Genomic DNA, 24,018 nt, shown 5'->3' with positions numbered 1-24,018 from the left:
CACCGGCGTGATGCGGGTCAATGCCAGTCCCAAGCGCTCGCGAGGCAGAATCAGGTCGGCCATCGACGCGACCTGCAGCCCGTCAAACTTCTGGGTGAACTCGACCAACGCCTCGTCGCCGCGATCACGTACCGCCTTGATGATGTCGAGCACGCGCTGGTTGACCGAGTCGTCAGACACGCTTTCCCAGCTCAGCAGGTGATCCAGATGTCGTGCGAAATCCGGGTCAGCAGCGTCGAGTCGGCGAATTGCAGTGGGCGTGGTCATAGCGGGGGCCTCAATAATTGGCGGATGCTCAGGAGCCTAAAGCTACCAAGCTATCCGCGCAGGCACCTGAGAAATTTGGCTATGACACGGATAGCTGGACGCAACTCAACGTTGCGTGAATGAATCAGCTACGGTGTCGCGACTCCACTGCCTTGCGCAGGGTGTCGATGAGGGCCTGAATGCGTGCGTGCTGCATCTTCATGGAAGCCTTGTTGACTACCAGACGCGAGCTGATGGTAGCGATCAGTTCCTGAGGCTCAAGGCCATTGGCTCGCAAGGTATTACCGGTGTCGACTACGTCGATGATCTTGTCTGCCAGACCGATCAGCGGTGCCAGCTCCATGGAACCGTACAGCTTGATTATATCGACCTGACGACCCTGTTCGGCGTAGTAACGCTTGGCAACGTTGACGAACTTGGTCGCCACGCGCAGACGGCCCTTGGGCTCGACCGCACCGATGGCACCGGCAGTCATCAGCTTGCACTTGGCAATCTGCAGGTCCAGAGGCTCGTAAAGGCCCTGGCCGGTATATTCCATCAACACATCCTTGCCCGCGACGCCCAGATCGGCGGCACCATGCTCGACATAGGTCGGCACATCGGTGGCACGCACGATCAGCAGGCGCACATCGGCCTGAGTCGTGGGGATGATGAGCTTGCGGCTCTTGTCCGGATTCTCGGTCGGCACGATGCCCGCTTCAGCGAGAAGCGGCAGGGTGTCGTCAAGAATGCGGCCCTTGGACAGTGCGATGGTCAACATGGGAAACGTAAGTCCTTATCAGGAAACTTTTGTCACGACGCAAGCGGCGCATGACAACCCTCAAGCGTGTTCGGCCTGAAGTGAAACGAATCAGAAATCACACCCGCGACAGAACAGGCGGCTCCGATGCCAGTGGCATCAGGGCCACGCGCTACTAGCCCGGAACGCGGCGGATCTTGGCGCCCAGCATTTGCAGCTTCTCTTCGATGCACTCGTAACCACGGTCGATGTGGTAGATGCGGTCGATCAGCGTGTCGCCCTGGGCAACCAGCGCAGAGATCACCAGACTGGCCGATGCACGCAGGTCGGTCGCCATGACTGGCGCGCCCTTGAGCACTTCGGTGCCGGTGACAATGGCAGTGTTGCCTTCAACCTGGATCTGAGCGCCCATGCGGTGCATTTCATACACGTGCATGAAGCGGTTTTCAAAGATGGTCTCGATGACCGCACCCGTACCTTCGGCAATCGCATTGAGCGAGATGAACTGCGCCTGCATGTCGGTCGGAAACGCAGGATACGGCGCGGTACGCACGTTGACAGCCTTTGGACGCTTGCCGTGCATGTTCAGCTCGATCCAGTCTTCACCGGTCGTGACTTCGGCACCGGCTTCCTGAAGCTTGAGCAGCACCGCTTCAAGGATGGTCGGATCAGTGTCCTTGACCTTGACGCGACCACCGGTAACGGCAGCGGCTACCAGATAGGTGCCGGTCTCGATACGGTCAGGCATGACCTTGTAGGTGGCCGGGCCCAGACGCTTGACGCCATCGATAGTGATGGTGTCGGTGCCTGCGCCGTGAATTTTTGCGCCCATCGCGATCAGGAAGTTGGCCAGATCGACAACCTCGGGCTCGCGAGCAGCGTTCTGCAGAACGCTGCGGCCGTTGGCGAGGCTGGCGGCCATCATGATGTTTTCAGTACCGGTCACACTCACGGTATCGAAGAAGAAGTTGGCACCACGCAAGCCACCCTCGGGTGCCTTGGCCTTGATGTAGCCACCCTCGACATCGATGATCGCGCCCATGGCCTCAAGACCACGAATATGCAGATCAACCGGACGAGAACCAATGGCGCAGCCGCCTGGCAGCGCCACTTCGGCCTCGCCGAAGCGAGCGACCATCGGGCCCAATACCAGAATCGACGCACGCATGGTTTTCACCAGTTCGTACGGGGCGACCAGAGTCTTGATGGTGCGCGGGTCGATCTCGACGCTGAGCTTTTCATCGATCACAGGCTCGATGCCCATGCGACCGAACAGCTCGATCATGGTGGTGATGTCGTGCAGGTGGGGCAGGTTCTGAACAGTAACCGGCCCGTCAGCCAGCAATGTGGCGGCAAGGATCGGCAAGGCAGAGTTCTTTGCCCCGGAGATGCGAATTTCGCCATCAAGACGAACGCCGCCGGTAATAATCAATTTATCCATTAGAGTCTCGACACCAATTGGCTCAGGAACGCTCGGCCCATGCAGCGCGGCTGAAAAATTTCATGGTCACCGCGTGGATGCTGCCATCGGCAATCCAGGGGTTCAGATGGGTATAAATCTGTTGCTGACGCTTGACCGGACTCAGGCCGGCCAACTCATCGCTGATAATATTCAGCTGGAAGTTGCAGCCTTCGCCTTCGACTTCCACTTTGATTTCCGGCAGCTTTCCTTCAAGGAAGCTTTTAACTTCTACGGCCTGCATGCTTAACCTCGATCGGCGCTGTACGCGCGCGGGTCGGCCATCATACAAAAAAGCCCATGTTATGCGAAGCCCGACAAGCAGGTCCCGGATAAAGGGCTTTTTCGATGACGCCTGTCAGTGGGTGTCCAGTAGCTCGGTCAGACCTGATACACGGGCTATCTGACGCATGTCTTCAGGCAGCGAGCGGACAGTGATCGACTTGCCTGCCTCCTGTGCATCACGCATGAAAGCCAGCAGCAAGGCGAGGCCTACGCTGCTGGATTTCTCGACGCCCGAGCAATCAAGTGCCAGATCGGCCAGATCACCCGACTTGATCAGCGCCGCACCCTGCTTGCGCAGCTGTGGCCCGGTGCGGTAATCCAGCACACCAATCAGCCTGAGCTCGCCAGGCCCGACGAGGCGGACGGCGGACTCTGTCATTGTGCAGGCTTCTGCGCAGCGTCTACGGTGGACTTGGTCTTGGCCACTTCGCCAGCCCAGTTGTTGATGGTGGTATCCAGGTTGTTGCCGTTGCGCTGCATGGCATCGGCGAACTGATCACGGAACAGCTTGCCGATATTGATACCGTTGATGACAACGTTACGCACTTTCCACTCGCCGTTCAGCTTGACCAGCGTGTAGGAAACCGGATAGATCGCGCCGTTATTGCCCTTGACCTGCATGTCAACGCTGGTGCGGTCATCGCCTTCGTCCTTGGCAGGTGCGACGGTGATGCCCTGGTTGTTGAATTCAAGCAAGGCATTGCCGTAGAACTGCATCAGGCTGCGCTTGAAGTTTTCCTCGAAACGCTTCACCTGCTCAGGGCTCGCCTTGCGGGAGTACTTCACGGTCATGATGCTTTTGGAAATGCCATCGGCATCCACGACAGGACCGACAATGCGGTTCAGTGCATCGTAGAAGGCACTCGGATTCGACTTGTACTGCTCACGGTTGGTCGCCAGGTCACTCAACAGCTCCTTGGTGGTACGTTCCACCAGATCGTGAGCTGAGGGCGTTGCCGCAGCGTTGGCCAGCATCGGCAAGGTGGCCAGCAATATCAACAGACCACGGCGCAGGATAGAGATCATTTAAAGCTCCTTACTTGGCTTACTTGGCGTCTTTGCTTACGGTATTGAGCAGGAATTTCCCGATCAGGTCTTCCAGCACAAGCGACGACTGCGTGTCATGAATGGTTGCACCGTCTTTGAGCAGCTTGTCATCGCCACCGACGCTGAGACCAATGTACTTCTCACCCAGCAGGCCAGCAGTCAGGATCGACGCCGTGGAATCGGAAGGCAGGTTATCGACCTTCTTTTGAATCTCCAGCGTGACGCGACCGGTGAAGGTGTCGTGATCCAGATCGATCGCCGTCACCTTGCCGATCGTGACGCCAGCCATGCTTACCTTGGCTCTGACAGTCAAACCGGCAATATTGTCGAAGTAGGCATAAAGTTTATAAGTGTCGGTGCTCGCGCTCGTGCTCAGACCACTGACTCGCAGGGCCAGCAGGAGCAGAGCCAGTATCCCGGCCAGCAGGAACAGACCGACTCCGGTTTCGATGGCGCGGTTTTGCATCAGAAATCTCCAAACATCAAGGCGGTAAAAATAAAGTCCAGTCCCAGCACGGCCAACGAGGCGTAAACGACGGTTCTGGTCGTCGCGCGGCTGATCCCCTCGGAAGTAGGATCGCAATCGTACCCCTGGAAAACGGCAATCCATGTCACCACGAAGGCAAATACGACGCTTTTGATCACCCCATTGAGCACATCGTTCGTGAAAGAAACGCTGTTCTGCATGTTCGACCAGAAAGAACCGTCATAGACGCCCAGCCAATCGATCGCTACCCAGGAAGCGCCCCAGATACCGACCACACTGAAAATCATCGCCAGAATCGGCATCGAGATGAAACCTGCCCACAGGCGTGGCGCAACGATGTACTTGAGTGGATCGACACCGATCATCTCAAGGCTCGACAGCTGTTCGGTGGATTTCATGTTGCCGATCTCGGCGGTCAGCGCAGAACCTGCACGCCCGGCGAACAGCAGGGCTGTAACCACAGGCCCCAGCTCACGCAGCAGAGTCAGTGCGACCATCTGGCCAACGGCCTGCTCGGAGCCGTACTTGGTCAGAATGCTGAAGCCCTGTAGCGCCAGCACCATGCCGATGAACATGCCGGACACCACGATGATGACCAGCGACATGACACCAACCGAATACAGCTGCCTTACCAGCAGTTGAAAACTACTGCCCGCACCGCCGCGGCCAAGCAGGGCGTTTACCAGAAACAGACCGGAACGACCCAGAACAGTAACAATATCAATGGCCGAACGCCCCAACAGGCGTACCCGGTCCATCAGTGACTTATTGCGCATCAGCGCTTCCCCAATAGATCTTCGCGAAAATCCGGCGCCGGATAGTGGAACGGTACAGGGCCATCAGGCTCGCCGGTCATGAATTGACGAATGCGTGGGTTGTCCGAGGACATCAGTTCTTCAGGCGTGCCCTGCCCCAGCACCTGCCCGTCACCCACTACATAGAGATAGTCGGCAATGCTCGATGTCTCGCTGAGGTCATGGGACACCACGATACTGGTGATGCCCAATGCGTCGTTGAGCAAGCGGATCAGGCGTACCAGCACGCCCATCGCAATCGGGTCCTGCCCTACGAAGGGCTCGTCATACATGAGAATCTGCGGATCGAGAGCGATGGCCCGGGCCAGCGCGACACGGCGTTTCATGCCACCCGACAGTTCGTCGGGCATCAGTTCGACCGCACCACGCAGGCCCACTGCCTGGAGCTTGAGCAGCACGATGTCACGGATCATTTCTTCCGGCAGTTCGGTGTGCACGCGCAAGGGAAAAGCGACGTTTTCGAAAACGTCCAGATCGGTAAACAGTGCTCCGCTCTGAAACAACACGCCCATCTGCTTGCGAGCATCGAACAGATCACTGCGCGACAGCTCAGGCAGGTTCTGACCATTGACCCACACCTGCCCTTCGCTTGGACGCAACTGAGCCCCCATCAAGCGCAGCAAGGTAGTCTTGCCACAACCGGACGGCCCCATGATCCCGGTGACCTTGCCCCGCGGAATACGAATATCAACGTTATTGAAAATGCTGCGCGTACCGCGTTTGAAAGACACACCTTTCAACTCGACCGCATAGGCGTCATCAGGACTCATCTAAACTCCTTGCGATACAGCCTCCGCCCTCAGCCGTCGGTTCTTGGAGGCCGACCAGCTGTCCAGGCGCGCCGAACAGGCCGCGAACTATACCACCGCCGCCACCCGCCCCCAAGAAGAGAACCGAGCGGTTCAGGTAATCGTTGAATTATTCTGTACCACAATGTTATGGCATCAGGCGTGGATACAGACCCTCAAGTGCGTAGGAAATTCGTTTAAAAACAACACAACGACGATCAGACGTGAGGGAATCGTTCATTACCGCTATAATCGCCGCCTTTCAGCAGGCTGACCCTTTCCAGACATGAACCAATCCAGTGACCTGATCCAATCGGCGCAACGCACCATTCGCCTTGAGATAGAAGCCATACAAGGCTTGCTTGAACGTCTTGACGGCGATTTCGTGCGCGCGTGCGAAATGATCCTCGCCAGCAAAGGCCGAGTTGTTGTGGTCGGCATGGGCAAGTCCGGACACATCGGCAACAAGATTGCCGCCACACTGGCGAGCACGGGCACTACCTCTTTTTTCGTGCATCCAGCTGAAGCCAGTCATGGCGACATGGGCATGATCACCCGCGATGACATCATCCTGGCCCTGTCGAACTCCGGCAGCACCCACGAGATCGTGACCCTGCTGCCACTGATCAAGCGTCTGGGCATAAAGATGATCAGCCTGACCGGCGACCCCGAGTCCATTCTGGCCAAGGCTGCCGACATCAATCTCAACGCTCATGTCGTGCACGAGGCCTGCCCGCTCAATCTGGCACCGACCTCTTCGACCACCGCCGCACTGGTCATGGGCGACGCGCTGGCCGTGGCGCTGCTGGACGCACGGGGTTTCACCGCTGAAGACTTTGCATTCTCCCATCCGGGTGGCGCGCTGGGCCGTCGCCTGTTGCTCAAGGTCGAGAATGTCATGCACTCCGGCGACGCACTGCCCAGCGTTCAACGCGGCACGCTGCTCAGAGATGCGCTGCTGGAAATGACCCGCAAGGGCCTGGGCATGACCGCGATTGTCGAAGCTGACGGCACACTGGCCGGTATCTTCACCGACGGCGATTTGCGCAGAACGCTGGACCGCCCCGTCGATATTCGCCAGACCATCATTGATGAAGTCATGACCCTTCACGGCAAGACGGCCCATGCAGAAATGCTGGCCGCCGAAGCGCTGAAAATCATGGAGGACAACAAAATCAGTGCGCTTGTTGTCGTAGACCAGTACGGTCGGCCGGTTGGCGCGTTCAACTTGCAGGATCTTTTGCGCGCAGGCGTCATGTAATGGAAACCGAAACGATGACCCAGGACCTCATGCAACGCGGCAAGGCTATCAAGCTGGCCGTTTTCGACGTCGATGGCGTACTGACCGACGGCCGCCTTTACTTCATGGAAGATGGCAGCGAGATCAAGACATTCAACACTCTCGACGGCCAAGGCATAAAAATGCTGATAGCCTCAGGCGTCACAACAGCCATTATCAGCGGCCGCAAGACTGCGATAGTCGAGCGCCGGGCAAAGAGCCTGGGCATTGAACACCTGTTTCAGGGACGTGAAGACAAGTTGGTAGTACTGGACAAACTGCTCGCAGAACTCCAGCTTGGTTACGAACAAGTCGCCTATCTGGGTGATGATCTGCCAGACTTGCCAGTCATCAGGCGCGTCGGTCTGGGCATGGCGGTTGCCAATGCCGCGAGTTTTGTACGCGAGCATGCACACGGAATAACCAGAGCGCGGGGCGGCGAAGGTGCGGCACGCGAATTCTGCGAACTGATTCTGAGTGCGCAAGGCAACCTTGAAGCGGCTCACTCCGTCTATTTATAGAAGCCATTATGTTCACTAAAAAAATTCGCAAGTTCCTGCTGCTCGGGGTACTGGCGCTGCTGCTGGCAGCGGTCGGTTACTGGAATATCAGCCCGGAAAGTTTTATGGATCAGCCGGTGTCGACCGTTGACGACACGGTCATCGACTACTATGCGATTAATGCCCACAGCGTGCAGTACCTGCCCGATGGCACGCTTCAGTACGACATGACCTCCGACAAGGTCGAGCACGTGAAAGCCACTGACGTGACCCTGTTGACCACGCCCGACCTGCACATGTACCGCGGTGGCGAGTTTCCATGGCACGTACAGAGCAAGAAAGGCGAAGTTTCGTCCGGCGGCGACCAGGTCGAGCTGATCGATTCCGTTCGTGTCGAGCGTACCGATGAAAAACAACGTACGACTATTATCACTACCAGTCGAATGACCGTATTCCCTCAGAAGCAATATGCGCAGACCGAGCAAGACGTTAGAATCGACGGCGCCGGCGGTGCGACTACGGCCAAGGGAATGAAAGCATATTTGAAAGACAGCAGGATGGACCTGCTGTCCAACGTAAGAGGACAGTATGAGGCTCGTTAAAACTCTTCCTTTATTGCTCGGCCTGGGCGCAGCACTGGGAAGCGCGAGCGCCTGGTCCCTGCCAACCGACCGCGATCAGCCGATCCACATCCAGTCTGACGATGCTCAGCTCGATGACAAGAAAGGCGTAGCAACCTACAAGGGCAACGTCATCATCACCCAGGGCTCGATGAAGATCACCGGTAACACTGTGACGATCACGCGTAATGCCCAGGGCGAAGTGGATGTGTTCACCTCTGTCGGCAATCTGGCCTATTACGAGCAGAAGCCTGCCGTAGACAAACCGATTGTGCAGGCCTATGCCGTCACTATTCAGTACTACGCCGGGCAGGACCGTATCGTCCTCATCGACAAGGCCAAGGTCATCAATGATGGCAATACTTCCGAAGGCGAGAAAATCGTTTATGACACGGTCAGACAGGTCGTCAGCGCCGGTCGGGCCAATGGCGGTGCCAAGGTGACCACACCACGTCCGCGTATCGACATGGTCATCCAGCCGAAAAAGAAAACCGACCAACCTCAGAAGGCCCAGTAAATGGCGACGCTCAAAGCCCAGCATCTGGCTAAAAGCTACAAAAGCCGGCAGGTCGTGCGCGATGTGAGCATTTCCATCGACAGCGGCCAGATCGTCGGCCTGCTGGGCCCCAACGGTGCCGGCAAGACCACCTGCTTCTACATGATCGTAGGTCTGGTCCAGGCTGATCAGGGTCGCGTGCTGATTGACGATCTGGATGTCAGCCATCAACCCATGCACGGTCGCGCCCGAGCCGGCATCGGCTACCTGCCGCAGGAAGCCTCGATTTTCCGCAAGCTTTCAGTGTCCGACAACATCATGGCGATTCTCGAGACCCGCAAGGAACTCGATGCCGGAGCACGCCGCAAGGAGCTCGAAAGCCTCTTGCAGGAGTTTCACATCACCCACATTCGCGACAACCTGGGCATGAGCCTGTCGGGCGGCGAGCGCCGCCGCGTGGAAATTGCCCGCGCCCTGGCCACTGCGCCGAAATTCATCCTGCTGGATGAACCTTTCGCAGGCGTAGACCCTATTTCGGTAGGTGATATCAAGCAGATCATTCACCACCTCAAGGCCAAGGGTATCGGCGTACTGATCACCGACCACAACGTCCGTGAAACGCTGGACATCTGCGAAACTGCCTACATCGTCAACGATGGACAGCTGATCGCAGAAGGCGATTCCGAGACCATTCTGGCGAATCAACTGGTGAAAGAGGTCTACCTCGGCCACGAATTCCGCCTTTAATCGACTGCCCTTTGCGCTTAGCGGCCGATTGATGCCAGTGCAGTGTGTTGACAATATTTTATTTGTCATACCACTCTAGGCAAAGGTACAGGTTTCAGGCATATAATTTGCTTAAGTTGGCGCTCCGGCGCCTGTAGTAGATGGCGCATGAGCGCCGGCGAATAAGGTGTTTAGCCCCTGCCATGAAACCATCGCTAGTCTTGAGAATGGGCCAGCAGCTGACGATGACACCGCAGTTGCAACAGGCAATCCGCTTACTCCAGCTTTCCACACTGGACCTCCAGCAGGAGATCCAGGAGGCGCTGGAATCGAACCCCATGCTGGAACGGCAGGAAGAAGGCGACGACTTCGACAACTCCGACCCGCTTGCCGACAACATCGAACAAAAGCCCAACCCCGACGTTCAGGAACCGACCTACCAGGAATCCGCGCCTACCGTGGATAACCTTGAAGACGGCGAATGGAACGAGCGCATTCCCAACGAACTGCCCGTCGATACCGCATGGGAAGACATCTACCAGACCAGCGCCAGCAGCCTGCCAAGCAACGATGATGACGAGTGGGACTTCACCACACGCACATCTGCAGGCGAAAGCCTGCAAAGCCACCTGCTGTGGCAATTGAACGTCGCCCCGATGTCCGACAAGGACCGCCTGGTGGCGGTTACGCTGATCGACTGCATCAACAACCAGGGCTATCTGGACGAAACGCTCGAGGAGATTCTCGAGTCTTTCGATCCCGAGCTGGACATCGAACTCGACGAAATCGAAGCCGTACTGCACCGCATCCAGCAGTTTGAGCCGGCAGGCATCGGCGCCCGAAACCTGAGCGAATGCCTGCTCCTGCAGCTTTGCCAGTTGCCAGCCAAAACACCTTGGCTGATGGAAGCGCAACGGTTGGTCACCGACTACATCGACCTGCTGGGAAGTCGCGATTACGGCCAGTTGATGCGGCGCATGAAGCTCAAGGAAGACGAGCTGCGCCAGGTCATCGAGCTGGTCCAGAGCCTCAACCCGCGCCCTGGCTCACAAATCGAATCCACAGAAGCCGAGTACGTCATTCCGGATGTGATCGTGCGCAAGGACAACGAGCGCTGGCTGGTCGAGCTCAATCAGGAGTCCGTACCGCGCCTGCGTGTCAATCCGCAATATGCAGGTTTTGTACGCCGGGCCGATACCAGCGCGGACAACACCTTCATGCGCAATCAGTTGCAAGAGGCGCGCTGGTTCATCAAGAGCCTGCAAAGCCGCAACGAGACACTGATGAAAGTCGCCACCCAGATCGTCGAACATCAGCGCGGCTTTCTTGAGTACGGCGACGAGGCGATGAAGCCGCTTGTCCTGCACGACATTGCCGAGGCAGTGGGCATGCATGAATCGACCATCTCGCGCGTGACCACCCAGAAGTTCATGCACACGCCACGCGGCATTTACGAGCTGAAATACTTCTTCTCGAGCCATGTGAGCACTTCCGAGGGCGGTGAATGCTCGTCCACGGCAATTCGCGCAATCATCAAAAAACTGGTTGCGGCGGAAAATCAGAAAAAGCCGTTGAGTGATAGCAAGATCGCTGGTTTACTGGAGGCACAAGGCATTCAAGTAGCCCGCCGCACAGTCGCCAAGTACCGCGAGTCACTCGGGATAGCGCCTTCCAGTGAGCGCAAGCGGCTGATGTGATGCAGGCCCAGCCACAGCGTCCCAGAGACAGGAGCCATGCCTGCCTCTTTATGCACTGGCAAAGGAGAAAGCTGTATGCAAGTCAACATCAGTGGACACCAACTGGAAGTGACCAAACCCCTTCGTGAATACGTTGAGCTCAAGCTCAAAAAGCTCGAGGGGCATTTTGACAAGATTACCAACGTGCAGGTCACGATGACGGTCGAAAAGCTCAAGCAGAAGATCGAAGCCACGTTGCACATCCATGGTGGAGAGGTCGTTGCCAATGCTGAACATGACGATATGTATGCTGCCATCGACCTGCTCACTGACAAGCTAGACCGACAATTGCTCAAGCATAAGGAAAAGCAGCAAAGCATCCTCAAAGGTGCGGTCGCTCGCTAACGCCCATTTAAATGATCCGAATTGAAAATATCCTGACCCCCGGCCGCTCCCTTGTGAACGTGCCGGGTGGCAGTAAAAAGCGTGTACTCGAAGAAATTGCCAACCTGATCGGTCGTGAAGTACCGGGCATGGTTTCGGAGACAGTATTCGCAAGTCTTGTTGCCCGCGAAAAACTGGGTTCAACCGGTTTCGGCAACGGTATTGCCATCCCTCATTGCCGCCTTGCTGACTGCAGCGAGCCTGTCAGTGCAGTCATTCACCTCGCTACCCCCGTGGATTTCGACGCCATCGATGGCGCGCCGGTTGACCTGCTGTTTGTATTGCTGGTCCCGCAAGCCGCTACTGATGAGCATCTGGAGTTATTGCGCCAGATCGCCAGCATGCTTGATGACAAAGATGTGCGTAAGCGCCTGCGCAGTGCCAAAAGTGCCGAAGCGCTTTATCAAGTGGTGCTGGACGTGCAGAACGGAAACTGAACATGCGCATGATCATCGTCAGCGGCCGTTCCGGCTCGGGTAAAAGTACAGCCCTCGACGTGCTGGAAGACAACGGTTTTTACTGTGTCGACAACCTGCCTGCCGGACTGCTGCCGGAACTGGCCGAGCGAGCGCTGATCAATACTGAACTGGCCGAGCCCTTGCTGGCGGTGTCCATCGATGCGCGAAACCTGCCCAGTCACCTGACCCGCTTTCCGCAAATGCTGGATGAAGTCCGCTCACGCAACATCCAGTGCGACGTGCTTTACCTGGATGCGGATGAAGCAACCCTTCTCAAACGCTTCTCGGAAACCAGGCGTCGTCATCCTTTGAGCACGGCAGATCGTTCGCTGGCCGAGGCGATACGCGACGAGACAACGCTGCTGGGCCCGATCATCGATCTGGCCGACCTGAAAATCAACACCACCCACCTGAACCTCTATCAGTTGCGCGACGCACTCAAGCTTCGCCTGCTGAACAAGCCCGAGCCAGGCACTGCGTTTCTGATCGAATCCTTTGGTTTCAAGCGTGGCATGCCCGTCGACGCAGATCTGGTATTCGATGTGCGCTGCCTGCCCAACCCGTACTGGAAGCCTGAACTGCGCGACCATTCCGGGCTTGAACAACCGGTTATCGACTACCTGTCGGTGCAACCCGATGTTGAAGAGATGTTTCAGGACATCTTCGCTTATCTGAACAAATGGTTGCCCCGGTTTGCAGCCAGCAACCGTTCTTACGTTACCATTGCCATCGGCTGCACCGGCGGACATCACCGCTCCGTCTACCTGACCGAACGGCTCGGCCAGGTCTTGCAACAATCACTCAAGAACGTTCAGGTTCGCCACCGCGACCTTAGCTGAAAGGATTTTCACTGCGATGCCCGCTCGTCAAATCACCATCATCAACAAATTGGGCCTGCATGCCCGCGCTGCCGCCAAATTCGTCGGCGTCGCAGGCAAGTTCCCTTGCACGATCAGGGTTGGCCGCTCTGAGCAGACCATGGTCGATGGTAAAAGCATCATGGCCGTGATGATGCTGGCGGCAGGCAAAGGCACCGAAATCCATCTGAAAACCGAAGGCGAATTCGAGCAGGAAGCGCTCGATGGCCTGGTTGAACTGATCAACAACAAGTTTGATGAGGGCGAGTAAGCCCTCAAATACGCCCCTTCCAAGGTCACCAGCAGTGCATCCGCAACCAGCTCAAACCGTGAGCAATCAGTAACGACATACCTGCCAACAGCAGCCCGGTGCCTACGACGAGCCGCAACAACCGCACACCGCTGAGAGCGAATATTCCTGAGCGCATAAGCTGCCTTGAGCCCGGTTACGGGAGTCAGGCCAGAGCGGCCTGATAACGTCGAGACACTTCATCCCAATTGATCACGTTGTAGAACGCGTTGATGTATTCGGGGCGACGGTTCTGATAGCGCAGGTAGTAAGCGTGCTCCCATACATCCAGACCCAGAATCGGCGTATTGCCATTCATCAACGGGCTGTCCTGATTACCGCTGCTTTCAACCACCAGCTTTTTGTCGGGGGTGACGCTCAGCCATGCCCAGCCGCTGCCGAAACGGGTCAATGCGGCTTTGGTAAACGCTTCCTTGAATCTGTCGTAGCCACCCAGCTGCTCGTCGATGGCCAAAGCGACAGGGCCTTTGGGCAAACCGCCTCCGCCTGGCACCATCACCTCCCAGAACAACGAATGATTCGCGTGACCGCCACCCTGGTTGATGACCGCCGGACGCAGGTTTTCAGGCAACTGCTTGATGCTGGCCACCAGCTTCTCGATGGACCAGTCAGCAAACTCGGTGCCTTCGATCGCAGCATTAAGGTTGTTGATGTAGGTCTGGTGATGCCTGGTGTAGTGGATCTCCATGGTTTGCGCATCGATGTGCGGCTCCAAGGCATCGTATGCGTAAGGCAGTGCAGGCAAGGTATAAGGCATTTCAATGTGCTCCGTAGAAAAGTCCGGAAGTGGCTGCCGAGTGGCGCTGCAACGATGAGCGCGTGTGCTCGCTGCTGCTGTTCAACAACCGATGAGTGCGCGGGTATTCGCCGTGTTCACTGATAAAGCTCAGCAACTCGGCGTAGGTTTTGCTGCTGTGGCGCAAGGCTGCCTCACGGAGCGCCGGAGGAAGACGCTGATCCTGCATGGTCCGCAACAGATGTTGATGAATGGCACACAGGTATTCAGCGCTTTCCTCAGGCTGATCGAGGCTCAGGTGCAGGTCCGCCAGGTTGTGGTGAGAAATCACACAGGCCGCGACGGCCTCGTCGACATCCGCCCAACGCTCGAACAACACTTGCGCCAACGCCAGCGCCTGAAGGTAAAGCTCGCGGGCTTCGACCCACTCGCCCAGATTGAAACAGCGATTGGCCTGCTCGATAGTGCGTTTCCAATGCTGCATGGTCATACCTCCAGGGGACGTTGGCTGGCTGGAATCAAATACCGCCAGCGGTGAGTTTTTCAGGGTTGAGCAACACTTCCAGTTCGCTACGTTGCAAATCAGTGTGCTCAAGGGCGACGTCAATGACCGGACGGCCCTGCTTGTAAGCGGTCTTGGCGATTTCGGCGGCTTTCTGATAGCCAATGATCGGGTTGAGGGCCGTCACCAGAATCGGATTACGCGACAGCGCTTCCTTGAGCTTGGATTCATTGACCTTGAAGCTCGCAATCGCTTTGTCAGCCAGCAGCCGACTGGAATTGGCCAGCAGCTCGATGCTGCTGAGCAGGTTCTGGGCGATGATCGGTAGCATCACGTTAAGTTCGAAGTTGCCGGACTGCCCCGCCACGGTAATCGTCGCGTCGTTGCCGATCACTTGCGCGGCAACCATGGCGGTGGCTTCCGGAATGACCGGGTTGACCTTACCCGGCATGATCGATGAGCCCGGCTGCAATGCCTCCAGCTCGATCTCACCCAGCCCTGCCAGTGGCCCCGAATTCATCCAGCGCAGGTCGTTGGCAATTTTCATCAGCGATACCGCCGTGGCCTTGAGCTGGCCGGATACCGCGACCGCGGTGTCCTGCGAACCGATCAACGCGAACAGGTTCTTGCCAGGTGCGAATTGCACACCGGTCAACGTGCTCAACTGACGACTGAAACGAGCCGAAAACTCAGGATGCGCGTTGATCCCGGTACCGACTGCGGTGCCGCCCTGTGCTAGTGACTGAAGGCTCGGCTGGAGACCTTGCAGATGCTCGACGTTGGCGCGAATCTGCTGTGACCAACCGTTGAGCACCTGGCTCATGCGCACGGGCATGGCGTCCATCAGATGCGTACGACCAGTCTTGACGAAGGCATGGACCTGCTCGGCTTTGTGTTCGGTCACTTGCACCAGATGGGCCAGCGCAGGCAGCAGTTGTTCGTGCAGAGCCAGTGCAGCGCTCACATGAATCGTGGTCGGGATAATGTCGTTGCTGCTCTGCCCGCAGTTGACGTGGTCATTGGGGTTGACCTCTTCGCCCAGCACACGCGTGGCCAGCGTGGCGATCACCTCGTTGGCGTTCATGTTGGTACTGGTGCCGGAACCGGTCTGAAAGATATCCACCGGAAAATGCGCCATGTAGTCACTGGCCAGCAGGTCTTTCACGGCACTGACAATCGCCCTGCTCTGCCCCTCGCTGATCTGCTCCAGCTCCAGGTTCGCCTGCGCTGCAGCCGCCTTGGCCAGCAACAGGGCACGAATGAATTGGCGGGGCATGCGTTGATGGCTGATCGGAAAGTTTTCCACCGCACGCTGAGTCTGCGCGCCGTAAAGGGCCTCGACCGGGACCTGTAGCTGGCCCATGCTGTCGCGTTCGATACGGGTATTACTCATCGCAATGTCCTTGCACCAGTTCAGAGAGGGAAATCGAGGGCTGTAGCACGCAGGTCGCCAGTTGATGAACACAGGCTTGCCAGCGCTGACGCCGCGCAGGCGTGGAGGCGATTGCCTGTAAATCACGCAGTGGACGCCAGGCCTGATCCAGACACAGGCAGCGCCAGTGCCACGGCAATGCCGTATCGCGTGCGGTGTCTATCAAAAGACGGAAAGTGGTTTCGGCGATCATGGGCTGGGGCGTGGCGGTAAAACGCGCCAGATAGCGCCCTTCGGCGAGGTAATGCTCGATCAGCCGAGGCTCGTCGGGCTCAAGGGCGCAACGAATCCGCAGACTCAATCCACGCCAGTTTTCCAGATAAGACAGCTCGTGCAGAACAGACCCCATGACCACAGCTCATCTTAATAATGATATTCATTATTAAGATGATATAAAGAATCATTACAAGCGCGATCTTGAGCGAGTGCATCATACACAGATGCTGAGATGCCCGCTTTGCTGCCGGTTCCCGGCAGTTCGCGGACAAGTCCGCTCCCACAGATTCCGGACAGTTGTGGGAGTGAGCTTGCTCACGAAGACGTTGGTTCAAACACCCGATATCCAGGGACTGTACTGGCCTCTTCGCTCCCAAAGGATTTGTCGTTCTGGACGCTCTGCGTCCGCAATAGTCGGCTGTTCAAGTCACTCCCCGATAATAATTACAAAAAGAGGTGCCCCCGATGGCCGCCAACATAGAAGAAAGCCGCTCTGCCCGATTCGCCTTGCGCTGCGCTGCATGGGCTGAACGCTGGTTTCCCGATTCATGGGTATTTGCCGCGCTGGCGGTGGTCATCGTCACACTGGCAACACTGGCCATTGGCGCACGTCCGGCCGAGGCTGCCAAAGCGTTCGGTGACGGGTTCTGGAGCCTGATTCCGTTCACCATGCAAATGGCCTTCGTGGTCATCGGCGGTTACGTCGTGGCCAGTTCGCCGCCCGCGGTGCGCCTGATCGACCGCTTGGCCCTGGTGCCGCGTAACGGTCGTTCGGCAGTGGCATGGGTGGCGCTGATTTCCATGCTGGCTTCGCTGCTCAACTGGGGGCTGTCACTGGTGTTCGGCGGCCTGCTGGTGCGCGCCCTCGCCCGCCGTACCGACCTGCGCATGGATTATCGCGCAGCCGGTGCTGCCGCGTATCTGGGGCTGGGCGCAGTCTGGGCGCTGGGGCTGTCGTCTTCGGCGGCACAGTTGCAGGCCAACCCGGCCAGTCTGCCGCCGTCGATCCTGGCGATAACCGGCGTGATCCCTTTCACTGAAACCATCTTTCTCTGGCAATCCGGGGTCATGCTCGCCGCGCTGGTAGTCATATCGCTGATCGTGGCCTATGCCACCGCCCCTGGCCCGAACAGTGCCCGTGACGCCAAAGCCTGCGGTGTCGACCCGGCATTCAGCCTGCCGCCACTGGCACCTCGCACACGGCCGGGCGAATGGCTGGAATACAGCCCGCTGTTGATCATCCTGATGGTGCTGCTGGGGGTCGGCTGGCTGTTCAGCGAGTTTTCGAGCAAACCGGCGATCACCGCAATCTCCGGGCTCAACACCTACAATTTTCTGTTCATCATGCTCGGAGCGTTGCTGCACTGGCGACCACGCAGCTTTCTCGATGCCGTAGCGCGGGCCGTGCCCACCACCACCGGCGTATTGATTCAATTCCCCCTGTACGGTTCGATTGCTGCGTTACTGACCACAGTCAAAGGCGCTGATGCGCAGACCCTGGCGCACTACATCTCGACATTCTTTACCAGCATTGCCTCCCACGACACCTACGCCATTCTAATGGGCGTCTATTCGGCCATTCTGGGCTTCTTCATTCCGTCGGGCGGCGGCAAGTGGATCATTGAAGCGCCTTACGTGATGCAAGTCGCCAACGACCTGCAGTATCACCTCGGCTGGGCGGTGCAGATCTACAATGCAGCCGAAGCGCTGCCCAACCTGATCAATCCGTTCTACATGCTGCCGCTGCTGGGCGTACTGGGCCTCAAGGCACGTGACCTGATCGGTTTCTCGTTCGTGCAGTTGCTGGTCCACACGCCGCTGGTGCTGTTTCTGCTCTGGGCATTGGGCAATACGCTGGTCTATACGCCACCGGTAATGCCCTGATCGTCAGCCATTGAACGAGTAGTCACGCTCGACCTTGCAGATTCGCGTGGTGAACGCCTGATACCAGCGCGCACGTCCCTGTTCGCGGACCTGGGCGTGATCGGCCTGCTGTTTCCAGGCCAGAATCGCGGTTTCGTCGCTCCAGTAGGACACGGTGATGCCCAGTCCGTGTTCGCCGCGAGCCGATTCCACGCCCAGAAAGCCGGGCTGCTGCCTGGCCAGTTCTACCATCCGCTGCGCCGCGTCTGCGTACGCCTGACCCTCTTCAGACGTACGCAGTGAGGTGAACACCACCGCAAAGTAGGGTGTGGGAAAGCGCGCTGCCATCATGATCGATTCCTCTGCGCGGCCTGGCTGCACGCGCGGACGAACGCAGCAACCACAGGGGATACCTTGCCTTGCAACGCAGCCCGCTCCGGCTGGAACAGTGTGGCGACGAAGAACGGGTGGCCCTGCAATTCGATACTGCGCACTTCGCCTTCAGGGCCGCGGCCGCTGACTTTCAATGCATCGCCGAACAGCGCTGGCTCAAGCTCACGACGCAGACCGTAGCGGCAGTGATAACGCTCCTCGATATTCAGCGTGCCGTAGGCTTGGGCAATCAAAGGGTCGGGTTGCAGGTGAATCGCCGCCACGGATTCAACCAGCGAGCAGCTCAATGGTTCGATGATGACGTTTGCCGCCTGCGGCGCAGTTTCGCCGTGCTCGGCGTCTGCCCAGCCCAGTTGATTGCGGGCGTACTCCACCAGTGCGTGCTGAAAGCCGCCACACGTCCCCAGAAACGGTACGAGGCGCTCGCGTGCGAAACGGATGGCCGTCAACGCGCCCTGCATGTCCAGGTACGGGCTGGCCGGTACACACCACAGCCCATCGAATTCGCCAAGCCGTGCACCGCTGCCGATCCGTGGCGTCGGTAGCCATTCAAAACTGACCGGCACGTGAACGGTCTCAGCCGCCATCGCCAACGCCAGCGGAATGGCCTGATGGGCTGGCACATCGGCGTTGAAATCGCCCACCAGCCCGATCTGCAAAGTGTTGCGTACGTTATTGATTGTGCCCATGCCCTGCCCCCTGTTCGATTTTCGTATAACCCGGGCGGACTATAAACAGGCAGCAAAACCAGCAGAATGGGCATTGCAGCAATGCCTGGCGTGCAGCGCTGCACGTTTCTTCAGCCAGTTACCGGCGTCAGCACCGGCTGCCCGGAAAAGAACGCCAGCAGGTTATCGTTGACCATTTGCACACTGTCTCTGGAAGCCTCGGGCGACAGGCCTGCGACATGGGGCGTAAGCACAACATTGCCCAGCGTTTTGAGTACGTCCGGCACAGCGGGCTCATCGTCGAACACATCCAGCGCAGCCCCGGCAATCTGCTCGTTCTGAAGTGCACTGACCAGCGCATGGGTATCCACCACACTGGCACGCGCAATGTTGACCAGAAAGCCGTCAGGGCCCAGCGCTTCAAGCACACCGGCATCGATCAGGTGCTGCGTGCCACTGCCACCGGGCGTGGCAATGATCAGGAAATCCGACGCCGCAGCCAGCGCCTGTGCGGTGGCGTGCCAGGTGTAATCGCAGTCGGTGCGCGGCTTGCGATTGTGATAACCGATGGCGATGTCGAACGCAGCTGCACGCCTGGCAATCGCCAGCCCAACCGCCCCCAGTCCGACGATTCCCAGGCGCTTGCCTGCCAGCGACGGTCGAACCACCTTGCGCCACTCGCTACGGCGTACCGACGCATCGGCCTGCGGGATGTCGCGTACCAGCGACAGCAACAGCGCCAGCGTATGGTCAGCCACTGTGGCGGCGTTGACGCCTGCACCATTGGTCACGGTGATGCCGCGTGCCTGCGCGGCGGGCAAATCAACCTTCTCGTAGCCGGCACCGCTCACGCAAATGATGCGCAGGTTCGGCAGTGCATCCATTTCCTCGGCGAAAAAACCCAGTGGCCCACGCGTCATCACGGCGCTGATGCTCTTCCCGTGTACAGCAATTGCCTCGGCGCGCAGTTCGGCCGTCGGCGCACGAATCAACTGATAACCGCTGCTTTTCAGAATCGGCAAATACATGTCCAGATTTTCCACCAGCACCAATACCGTTGTCATGCGCACTCCCGTTCGGTCAGCAAAACGCTGACAGTAACGCGACTTCGTGCGCTTGTGCAGAGCCAATTGCACAGACAATGGCGCTCGTTGGAAAAAACCTTTCGCGATAACACCAGGTGTTCATGAAGTGGACGCATTTGCCGGACAGACTGCGTTACAAGCAACCTCGCCAACGCGATAGTGCGCTATCGTTGCGTGCAACGCTGTGACCAGTAACGGTATTGGCTGGTGCAGTCGAACACCTTCCAACCATAAGGAACCAACCGCCCATGCAAGGATTTTCCGCCACTCTGTCGACCACAACCCTGTTGAAAAAGACCTTCCTGGCCGCAGCGGTCATGTCGGGCCTGATGCTGTCATCCGGTATGGCAGCGGCGGCGGATGCACCGGGCAAGGTGCTGAGCGAAAAATACGGTCTGCCCTGGCCAGCCGTGATCGCCCATCGCGGAGCTTCGTTCGACGCTCCGGAGGAGACCATTCCGGCGTATACCCTGGCACGCGACCTGGGCGCGGACTATCTGGAGATGGACATCCAGCGCACTAAAGATGGCGTGCTGATAGCGCTGCACGATGACGTACTGGAACGCACGACCAATATTGCCGAAGTGTTCCCGACACGGGTCAAGGACCCGGTCAGCACCTTCACCCTGGCGGAGCTCAAGCAACTGGACGCCGGCTCATGGTTCAACAAGGCTTACCCCGACCGGGCGCGCGCAAGCTACAGCGGGTTGCAGATCCTGACGCTGGATGAGGTCATCGACATCGCCGAAGGCGGCGCGAACAAGCCTGGGCTGTATATCGAGACCAAGGTGCCGAACAAGTTTCCCGGTGTCGAAGCCGATCTTAAAAAGGTGCTGACCAAACGTGGCTGGCTGGCTCAGCGACCTGCTGCTGCGGCCGGTCATGTGAACGTCGCGCACATGCCGGGGCGTGTGGTATTGCAGACGTTCGAGAAGCAGAGCCTGGAACTCCTGCAAAAAGAAATGCCGAAAGTGCCCAAGGTCATGCTGCTGTGGATTGGCGAAGGCTCGATAGAGCCTAAATCCAGCGTCGCGTTCAAAGACTCGGGGGCCAAGGACAAGGCCAGCTACTACGCAGCGCAGGAAGTCAAATCGCCGGAGGAATTCCAGAAGTGGATTGACTGGGCCAAGGCTCATGGTGCGATCGGCACCGGCCCTTCTTCGCAACTGGCCAAGGGTGGCGATCAGAGCTACATGGACCTGGTCAAACCCTGGATGAACAACCTGACCCACGAGAAAGGCATGGTGATCCACCCTTACACGGTGGACGACGCAGAGGACTTCAAGCGGATCAGTAATGATGGAGTTGACGGTTTCTTCACCAACCGCACTGCCGAACTGTTGAAGTTCTACGGGCGGCCAGCGAAAGAGAGCATCGAGACGATTCTGAAGCGTAACGGCTACTGATCGACTGGCTGGCCGCATCCTGCGATGCGGCCAGCGCCGATTGATCAGAAATCGATGGTGCCGGAGAGCTTCAAGGTGCGTGGCTCGCCTTGAGTCAGATAGCCACCATTGGCCGATGCCCAATAATCCTTGTTCATCAGGTTTTCGACGTTGGCACGCAGCGTGACGTCCTTTTGCGCTACGTTGAAGGTATAGCGCGCGCCAAGATCAAAACGGTTCCAGGTCGGAATGCTCAGATTGTTGGCAGCGTCGACGTATTGCCCGCCGGTGCGCAGCATGCGCGCGTTGATGGCTGCGCCTGCGATGCCTGGCACATCCCAGTCGGCACCCGCATTGAACTGAAAGGTCGGCACACCAATGGCCCTGTTGCCATCGTTGCTGCCACCCGACGTGCCGCTCACCTCGGTGTCCATCAGAGTAAGACCGGCCAGCAGACGCAGGCCGCTGACGGGCTCGCCGAACACGTTCATTTCCACGCCACGGTTGCGCTGCTCTCCATCACGGACATAGCGCGTTCCGCTGCCATCCTGAATCTGGTAGCCATCAGTCGGTTGTTCGATACGGTATACACCCAGGCTTGCGCCGAAGGTACCCATATCCAGCTTCACGCCCGCTTCAATCTGTTTTGAACGCGCCGGCGCGAACACCTCGCCAGGGTTGATCGTCACGGTGCTCGGCGCCGTCGGCCCCTGCGCAAGGCCTTCAATGCGGTTTGCATAGAACGACACATAGCGCCAAGGCTTGAACACCAGCCCGTAGACCGGCGTGGTGATTGCCTCGTCATACAGTGCGTTGCGCGGGCCGCTGCCATAGTCGTAGCCCTGGACGCGCAGTTGCTGGCGACGCAGGCCTGCGGTCAGCAGCAGGCGATCATCGAAAAAGCCCAGCGTGTCGGAGAACGCTACGCTGCGCATACGGCTCTTGCCGACGATACCGGGATCACTGAGATCGCTACCCGAGAAGCTGTCCAGCGCAGGACGTGTTGTTTCCACTGGGTTGTACAGGTTGCTGCCAGCCGGACTGCCGAACAGGTAGGCACTGCGCTGCTCGGTCCAGATGCCGGACAGACCGAAGTTGACCTTGTGACTGACCGCGCCGGTCTGCAGCTTGCCGTTGATGCCGGCCATGGCTGTCTTGTTGTCTTCGTCATGCGGAATGGAAGACGGTGACGCCGTGATGTTGCCTGCGGCGTCATTGATAGTCGGCGAGCCATAGATACCGTTTTCACGGGTGTGCTTGGCACCGGCTGCAGCGTACAGCGTCCAGTCATCGTTGAGGTCGTATTCGGCCCGGCTCATGCCGAAGGTGTCTTCGGTTTCGGTCCAGGTCCAGTTCGGCGCGTAATTGGTGTCGGCATCCGGTGCATGCGGCACACGGGTCAGGCCACTGCCAACGAACACCATGTTGCGATTCTGATTGATGCGCTGCTTCTGGTAGGCAAAATCGCCGGAAAGACGGAAGTTGTCACCCTGATAATCAAGCCCCAGCGCGAAGAGCTTACTGCGATGCTCTTCGTCTTCAACGCCGGTCTCGCCTTCGCGCTGAGACAGGTTGAGGCGTGCGCCGAATCGATTGCCTTCGCCAAAGCGCTGGCCGAGGTCCAGGTGCTCGCCGCCCCGACCGTCGCTGCTGATGTCGGTGGTAAAACGCCGTGTCGGCGTGTCCTGCGCGCGCTTGGGTTGCAGGTTCACGCCACCGCCAATACCGGAGCCGGTCGGTGTCACGCCGTTGATAAAGGCATTGGGGCCTTTGAAAACCTCAACCCGCTCCAGCGCATCGGTGGAGATGATCTGGCGCGGCAGCACGCCGTAGAGGCCGTTGTAGGAAATATCATCGGTGGTCAGTTTGAGGCCACGAATGACGAAGATCTTCGAGGCGTTGGCATAGCCGCTTGACTGGCGAACCGATACATCATTGAGCAGCACATCGCCGATGTCTTCGGCCTGCTGGTCCTCGATCAATTGTTCGGTGTAGCTGGTCATGGTGAACGGCACGTCCATGACGTCGGCATTGCCCAGAACGCCCAACTGCCCGCCACGAGCCACTTACCCGCCTGCGTACACGGGCGGTAGCGCGTGCGGGTCGGCCTTGTCGGCACTGATATCGGTCTCTCCGAGAACCATCGGGCCTTCCTGCTGACTGGCGGCAGCAGTAGCGGCCCAGGCCGGAGAACCAATGGAACAGCAAAATGCGAGCAACGTGAGGCGCATCGGGATCGATGGGATGTGCATGAAAAGGTCCTGCTGACGAGATGAGCGAGATCGGAAGAAACCTTCCTGGAGATGACCGACTCAGTGGATGCGAAATGCTACCATATGTTACTGGGAATGCTTATCATTAATTTATGTGCAGGGCGTCACATAACCAACGCTCATCGCTACGTCTCACACAGCAATGCTTTGAAACAGGTAGGGGACAGCCACCTGAGTGCGACTCTCGTGTAAGCTCGTACGCTATTGGTTTT

Annotated in this window: 30 protein-coding genes; 12 read left to right on the top strand and 18 right to left on the bottom strand. The window is 58.2% G+C overall.

Annotated elements, in window-relative coordinates; all coding sequences use genetic code 11:
- The 9 genes from ALO64_RS26070 to ALO64_RS00905 form a co-directional block, all read right to left on the bottom strand.
- Nucleotides 1-267, bottom strand: a 267-nt coding sequence (locus ALO64_RS26070; protein WP_408002891.1) for a histidinol dehydrogenase, incomplete at its 3' end; no start/stop codon positions are given.
- 124 nt (nt 268-391) lie between these two features.
- Nucleotides 392-1,027 carry an ATP phosphoribosyltransferase gene (gene hisG, locus ALO64_RS00940; RefSeq protein ID WP_002555077.1) on the bottom strand — a complete coding sequence of 212 codons (636 nt, stop codon included), beginning with the start codon at nt 1,025-1,027 and terminating at the stop codon, nt 392-394.
- A gap of 154 nt (nt 1,028-1,181) precedes the next feature.
- Entirely contained in the window at nt 1,182-2,447 is a 1,266-nt protein-coding gene (gene murA, locus ALO64_RS00935; RefSeq protein WP_002555078.1) for a UDP-N-acetylglucosamine 1-carboxyvinyltransferase, read from the bottom strand.
- A gap of 22 nt (nt 2,448-2,469) precedes the next feature.
- Entirely contained in the window at nt 2,470-2,709 is a 240-nt protein-coding gene (locus ALO64_RS00930; RefSeq protein ID WP_002555079.1) for a BolA family protein, read from the bottom strand.
- A 114-nt stretch (nt 2,710-2,823) separates the two neighbouring features.
- A complete protein-coding gene (locus ALO64_RS00925) occupies nt 2,824-3,129 on the bottom strand; it encodes an STAS domain-containing protein (protein WP_044344750.1) in 306 nt (101 codons plus the stop codon).
- Nucleotides 3,126-3,776, bottom strand: a complete 651-nt coding sequence (locus ALO64_RS00920; RefSeq protein WP_002555081.1) for an MlaC/ttg2D family ABC transporter substrate-binding protein — start codon at nt 3,774-3,776, stop codon at nt 3,126-3,128. The genes ALO64_RS00925 and ALO64_RS00920 overlap by 4 nt, the downstream gene beginning before the upstream one ends.
- A gap of 19 nt (nt 3,777-3,795) precedes the next feature.
- Complete coding sequence (gene mlaD / locus ALO64_RS00915) at nt 3,796-4,263, bottom strand: outer membrane lipid asymmetry maintenance protein MlaD (RefSeq protein ID WP_002555082.1); 468 nt, start codon at nt 4,261-4,263, stop codon at nt 3,796-3,798.
- Entirely contained in the window at nt 4,263-5,060 is a 798-nt protein-coding gene (gene mlaE / locus ALO64_RS00910; RefSeq protein WP_044344751.1) for a lipid asymmetry maintenance ABC transporter permease subunit MlaE, read from the bottom strand. Before mlaE ends, mlaD begins: the two co-directional genes overlap by 1 nt.
- Complete coding sequence (locus tag ALO64_RS00905) at nt 5,060-5,869, bottom strand: ATP-binding cassette domain-containing protein (RefSeq protein WP_044344752.1); 810 nt, start codon at nt 5,867-5,869, stop codon at nt 5,060-5,062. Before ALO64_RS00905 ends, mlaE begins: the two co-directional genes overlap by 1 nt.
- A 304-nt stretch (nt 5,870-6,173) precedes the next feature.
- Between ALO64_RS00905 and ALO64_RS00900 the strand changes: the two genes are divergently transcribed.
- From ALO64_RS00900 to ALO64_RS00855, 10 genes are all read left to right on the top strand, one after another.
- Nucleotides 6,174-7,148: a KpsF/GutQ family sugar-phosphate isomerase gene (locus tag ALO64_RS00900; protein ID WP_044344753.1), complete on the top strand. Its 975-nt coding sequence runs from the start codon at nt 6,174-6,176 to the stop codon at nt 7,146-7,148.
- The gene (locus ALO64_RS00895) at nt 7,148-7,687 is read left to right on the top strand and encodes a KdsC family phosphatase (RefSeq protein WP_004666191.1); all 540 of its coding nucleotides are present in this window, start codon (nt 7,148-7,150) and stop codon (nt 7,685-7,687) included. The genes ALO64_RS00900 and ALO64_RS00895 overlap by 1 nt, the downstream gene beginning before the upstream one ends.
- 8 nt (nt 7,688-7,695) lie before the next feature.
- A complete protein-coding gene (gene lptC / locus ALO64_RS00890) occupies nt 7,696-8,268 on the top strand; it encodes an LPS export ABC transporter periplasmic protein LptC (RefSeq protein ID WP_044344754.1) in 573 nt (190 codons plus the stop codon).
- The gene (lptA, locus tag ALO64_RS00885; RefSeq protein ID WP_002555088.1) at nt 8,255-8,803 is read left to right on the top strand and encodes a lipopolysaccharide transport periplasmic protein LptA; all 549 of its coding nucleotides are present in this window, start codon (nt 8,255-8,257) and stop codon (nt 8,801-8,803) included. Before lptC ends, lptA begins: the two co-directional genes overlap by 14 nt.
- A complete protein-coding gene (lptB, locus tag ALO64_RS00880) occupies nt 8,804-9,529 on the top strand; it encodes an LPS export ABC transporter ATP-binding protein (protein WP_002555089.1) in 726 nt (241 codons plus the stop codon).
- Between the two features lie 182 nt (nt 9,530-9,711).
- Complete coding sequence (locus tag ALO64_RS00875; RefSeq protein ID WP_044344755.1) at nt 9,712-11,205, top strand: RNA polymerase factor sigma-54; 1,494 nt, start codon at nt 9,712-9,714, stop codon at nt 11,203-11,205.
- 75 nt (nt 11,206-11,280) lie between these two features.
- Nucleotides 11,281-11,589, top strand: a complete 309-nt coding sequence (gene hpf, locus ALO64_RS00870; RefSeq protein ID WP_044344756.1) for a ribosome hibernation-promoting factor, HPF/YfiA family — start codon at nt 11,281-11,283, stop codon at nt 11,587-11,589.
- A gap of 11 nt (nt 11,590-11,600) precedes the next feature.
- Nucleotides 11,601-12,065: a PTS IIA-like nitrogen regulatory protein PtsN gene (gene ptsN / locus ALO64_RS00865; protein ID WP_044317652.1), complete on the top strand. Its 465-nt coding sequence runs from the start codon at nt 11,601-11,603 to the stop codon at nt 12,063-12,065.
- A 2-nt stretch (nt 12,066-12,067) separates the two neighbouring features.
- A complete protein-coding gene (gene rapZ / locus ALO64_RS00860) occupies nt 12,068-12,925 on the top strand; it encodes an RNase adapter RapZ (protein WP_002555093.1) in 858 nt (285 codons plus the stop codon).
- Nucleotides 12,926-12,941: 16 nt separating this feature from the next.
- Entirely contained in the window at nt 12,942-13,214 is a 273-nt protein-coding gene (locus tag ALO64_RS00855; RefSeq protein ID WP_002555094.1) for an HPr family phosphocarrier protein, read from the top strand.
- Nucleotides 13,215-13,398: 184 nt separating this feature from the next.
- Here the strand turns inward: ALO64_RS00855 and ALO64_RS00850 are convergent, their stop codons facing one another.
- Genes ALO64_RS00850 through ALO64_RS00835 form a run of 4 tightly spaced genes read right to left on the bottom strand, consistent with a single transcriptional unit; the run spans nt 13,399 to nt 16,272 of the window.
- A complete protein-coding gene (locus ALO64_RS00850) occupies nt 13,399-14,010 on the bottom strand; it encodes a superoxide dismutase (protein ID WP_044344757.1) in 612 nt (203 codons plus the stop codon).
- 1 nt (nt 14,011) lies between these two features.
- Complete coding sequence (locus tag ALO64_RS00845) at nt 14,012-14,473, bottom strand: hypothetical protein (RefSeq protein ID WP_002555096.1); 462 nt, start codon at nt 14,471-14,473, stop codon at nt 14,012-14,014.
- A 34-nt stretch (nt 14,474-14,507) separates the two neighbouring features.
- Nucleotides 14,508-15,884, bottom strand: coding sequence for a class II fumarate hydratase (locus ALO64_RS00840; RefSeq protein WP_002555097.1), 1,377 nt, complete (start codon nt 15,882-15,884; stop codon nt 14,508-14,510).
- Entirely contained in the window at nt 15,877-16,272 is a 396-nt protein-coding gene (locus ALO64_RS00835; RefSeq protein WP_005744985.1) for a hypothetical protein, read from the bottom strand. The genes ALO64_RS00840 and ALO64_RS00835 overlap by 8 nt, the downstream gene beginning before the upstream one ends.
- 332 nt (nt 16,273-16,604) lie before the next feature.
- Between ALO64_RS00835 and ALO64_RS00830 the strand changes: the two genes are divergently transcribed.
- Nucleotides 16,605-18,023: a short-chain fatty acid transporter gene (locus ALO64_RS00830; RefSeq protein WP_044343468.1), complete on the top strand. Its 1,419-nt coding sequence runs from the start codon at nt 16,605-16,607 to the stop codon at nt 18,021-18,023.
- A 3-nt stretch (nt 18,024-18,026) separates the two neighbouring features.
- Here ALO64_RS00830 and ALO64_RS00825 read toward each other — a convergent pair whose 3' ends face one another.
- The 3 genes from ALO64_RS00825 to ALO64_RS00815 form a co-directional block, all read right to left on the bottom strand.
- Nucleotides 18,027-18,353, bottom strand: coding sequence for an antibiotic biosynthesis monooxygenase family protein (locus ALO64_RS00825; protein ID WP_002554054.1), 327 nt, complete (start codon nt 18,351-18,353; stop codon nt 18,027-18,029).
- Nucleotides 18,350-19,084 carry a CTP synthase C-terminal region-related (seleno)protein gene (locus ALO64_RS00820; protein ID WP_044343467.1) on the bottom strand — a complete coding sequence of 245 codons (735 nt, stop codon included), beginning with the start codon at nt 19,082-19,084 and terminating at the stop codon, nt 18,350-18,352. Before ALO64_RS00820 ends, ALO64_RS00825 begins: the two co-directional genes overlap by 4 nt.
- Before the next feature lie 110 nt (nt 19,085-19,194).
- A complete protein-coding gene (locus ALO64_RS00815; RefSeq protein ID WP_044343466.1) occupies nt 19,195-20,127 on the bottom strand; it encodes a 2-hydroxyacid dehydrogenase in 933 nt (310 codons plus the stop codon).
- Nucleotides 20,128-20,396: 269 nt separating this feature from the next.
- On the opposite strand from ALO64_RS00815, the gene ALO64_RS00810 reads away from it, so the two are divergent.
- Nucleotides 20,397-21,554, top strand: coding sequence for a glycerophosphodiester phosphodiesterase (locus tag ALO64_RS00810; RefSeq protein WP_004656799.1), 1,158 nt, complete (start codon nt 20,397-20,399; stop codon nt 21,552-21,554).
- Nucleotides 21,555-21,598: 44 nt separating this feature from the next.
- On the opposite strand, the gene ALO64_RS00805 is transcribed toward ALO64_RS00810, so the two are convergent.
- Together ALO64_RS00805 and ALO64_RS26065 are read right to left on the bottom strand one after the other, a co-directional pair.
- Complete coding sequence (locus ALO64_RS00805) at nt 21,599-23,599, bottom strand: TonB-dependent receptor (protein ID WP_235378672.1); 2,001 nt, start codon at nt 23,597-23,599, stop codon at nt 21,599-21,601.
- A complete protein-coding gene (locus ALO64_RS26065; RefSeq protein ID WP_235378671.1) occupies nt 23,600-23,785 on the bottom strand; it encodes a hypothetical protein in 186 nt (61 codons plus the stop codon).
- Nucleotides 23,786-24,018 lie beyond the last annotated feature (233 nt).

Source organism: Pseudomonas meliae, from assembly GCF_001400515.1.
In the GTDB taxonomy this organism is placed as follows: domain Bacteria; phylum Pseudomonadota; class Gammaproteobacteria; order Pseudomonadales; family Pseudomonadaceae; genus Aquipseudomonas; species Aquipseudomonas amygdali.
This window is presented reverse-complemented; position numbering and strand designations above follow the sequence as displayed.

What these genes read in the sequence shown, in the direction of transcription:
- hisG (WP_002555077.1), bottom strand. Translation starts at nt 1,027, where the DNA reads ATGTTGACCATCGCACTGTCCAAGGGCCGCATTCTTGACGACACCCTG.
- murA (WP_002555078.1), bottom strand. Translation starts at nt 2,447, where the DNA reads ATGGATAAATTGATTATTACCGGCGGCGTTCGTCTTGATGGCGAAATT.
- ALO64_RS00930 (WP_002555079.1), bottom strand. Translation starts at nt 2,709, where the DNA reads ATGCAGGCCGTAGAAGTTAAAAGCTTCCTTGAAGGAAAGCTGCCGGAA.
- ALO64_RS00925 (WP_044344750.1), bottom strand. Translation starts at nt 3,129, where the DNA reads ATGACAGAGTCCGCCGTCCGCCTCGTCGGGCCTGGCGAGCTCAGGCTG.
- ALO64_RS00920 (WP_002555081.1), bottom strand. Translation starts at nt 3,776, where the DNA reads ATGATCTCTATCCTGCGCCGTGGTCTGTTGATATTGCTGGCCACCTTG.
- mlaD (WP_002555082.1), bottom strand. Translation starts at nt 4,263, where the DNA reads ATGCAAAACCGCGCCATCGAAACCGGAGTCGGTCTGTTCCTGCTGGCC.
- mlaE (WP_044344751.1), bottom strand. Translation starts at nt 5,060, where the DNA reads ATGCGCAATAAGTCACTGATGGACCGGGTACGCCTGTTGGGGCGTTCG.
- ALO64_RS00905 (WP_044344752.1), bottom strand. Translation starts at nt 5,869, where the DNA reads ATGAGTCCTGATGACGCCTATGCGGTCGAGTTGAAAGGTGTGTCTTTC.
- ALO64_RS00900 (WP_044344753.1), top strand. Translation starts at nt 6,174, where the DNA reads ATGAACCAATCCAGTGACCTGATCCAATCGGCGCAACGCACCATTCGC.
- ALO64_RS00895 (WP_004666191.1), top strand. Translation starts at nt 7,148, where the DNA reads ATGGAAACCGAAACGATGACCCAGGACCTCATGCAACGCGGCAAGGCT.
- lptC (WP_044344754.1), top strand. Translation starts at nt 7,696, where the DNA reads ATGTTCACTAAAAAAATTCGCAAGTTCCTGCTGCTCGGGGTACTGGCG.
- lptA (WP_002555088.1), top strand. Translation starts at nt 8,255, where the DNA reads ATGAGGCTCGTTAAAACTCTTCCTTTATTGCTCGGCCTGGGCGCAGCA.
- lptB (WP_002555089.1), top strand. Translation starts at nt 8,804, where the DNA reads ATGGCGACGCTCAAAGCCCAGCATCTGGCTAAAAGCTACAAAAGCCGG.
- ALO64_RS00875 (WP_044344755.1), top strand. Translation starts at nt 9,712, where the DNA reads ATGAAACCATCGCTAGTCTTGAGAATGGGCCAGCAGCTGACGATGACA.
- hpf (WP_044344756.1), top strand. Translation starts at nt 11,281, where the DNA reads ATGCAAGTCAACATCAGTGGACACCAACTGGAAGTGACCAAACCCCTT.
- ptsN (WP_044317652.1), top strand. Translation starts at nt 11,601, where the DNA reads ATGATCCGAATTGAAAATATCCTGACCCCCGGCCGCTCCCTTGTGAAC.
- rapZ (WP_002555093.1), top strand. Translation starts at nt 12,068, where the DNA reads ATGCGCATGATCATCGTCAGCGGCCGTTCCGGCTCGGGTAAAAGTACA.
- ALO64_RS00855 (WP_002555094.1), top strand. Translation starts at nt 12,942, where the DNA reads ATGCCCGCTCGTCAAATCACCATCATCAACAAATTGGGCCTGCATGCC.
- ALO64_RS00850 (WP_044344757.1), bottom strand. Translation starts at nt 14,010, where the DNA reads ATGCCTTATACCTTGCCTGCACTGCCTTACGCATACGATGCCTTGGAG.
- ALO64_RS00845 (WP_002555096.1), bottom strand. Translation starts at nt 14,473, where the DNA reads ATGCAGCATTGGAAACGCACTATCGAGCAGGCCAATCGCTGTTTCAAT.
- ALO64_RS00840 (WP_002555097.1), bottom strand. Translation starts at nt 15,884, where the DNA reads ATGAGTAATACCCGTATCGAACGCGACAGCATGGGCCAGCTACAGGTC.
- ALO64_RS00835 (WP_005744985.1), bottom strand. Translation starts at nt 16,272, where the DNA reads ATGGGGTCTGTTCTGCACGAGCTGTCTTATCTGGAAAACTGGCGTGGA.
- ALO64_RS00830 (WP_044343468.1), top strand. Translation starts at nt 16,605, where the DNA reads ATGGCCGCCAACATAGAAGAAAGCCGCTCTGCCCGATTCGCCTTGCGC.
- ALO64_RS00825 (WP_002554054.1), bottom strand. Translation starts at nt 18,353, where the DNA reads ATGATGGCAGCGCGCTTTCCCACACCCTACTTTGCGGTGGTGTTCACC.
- ALO64_RS00820 (WP_044343467.1), bottom strand. Translation starts at nt 19,084, where the DNA reads ATGGGCACAATCAATAACGTACGCAACACTTTGCAGATCGGGCTGGTG.
- ALO64_RS00815 (WP_044343466.1), bottom strand. Translation starts at nt 20,127, where the DNA reads ATGACAACGGTATTGGTGCTGGTGGAAAATCTGGACATGTATTTGCCG.
- ALO64_RS00810 (WP_004656799.1), top strand. Translation starts at nt 20,397, where the DNA reads ATGCAAGGATTTTCCGCCACTCTGTCGACCACAACCCTGTTGAAAAAG.
- ALO64_RS26065 (WP_235378671.1), bottom strand. Translation starts at nt 23,785, where the DNA reads ATGCACATCCCATCGATCCCGATGCGCCTCACGTTGCTCGCATTTTGC.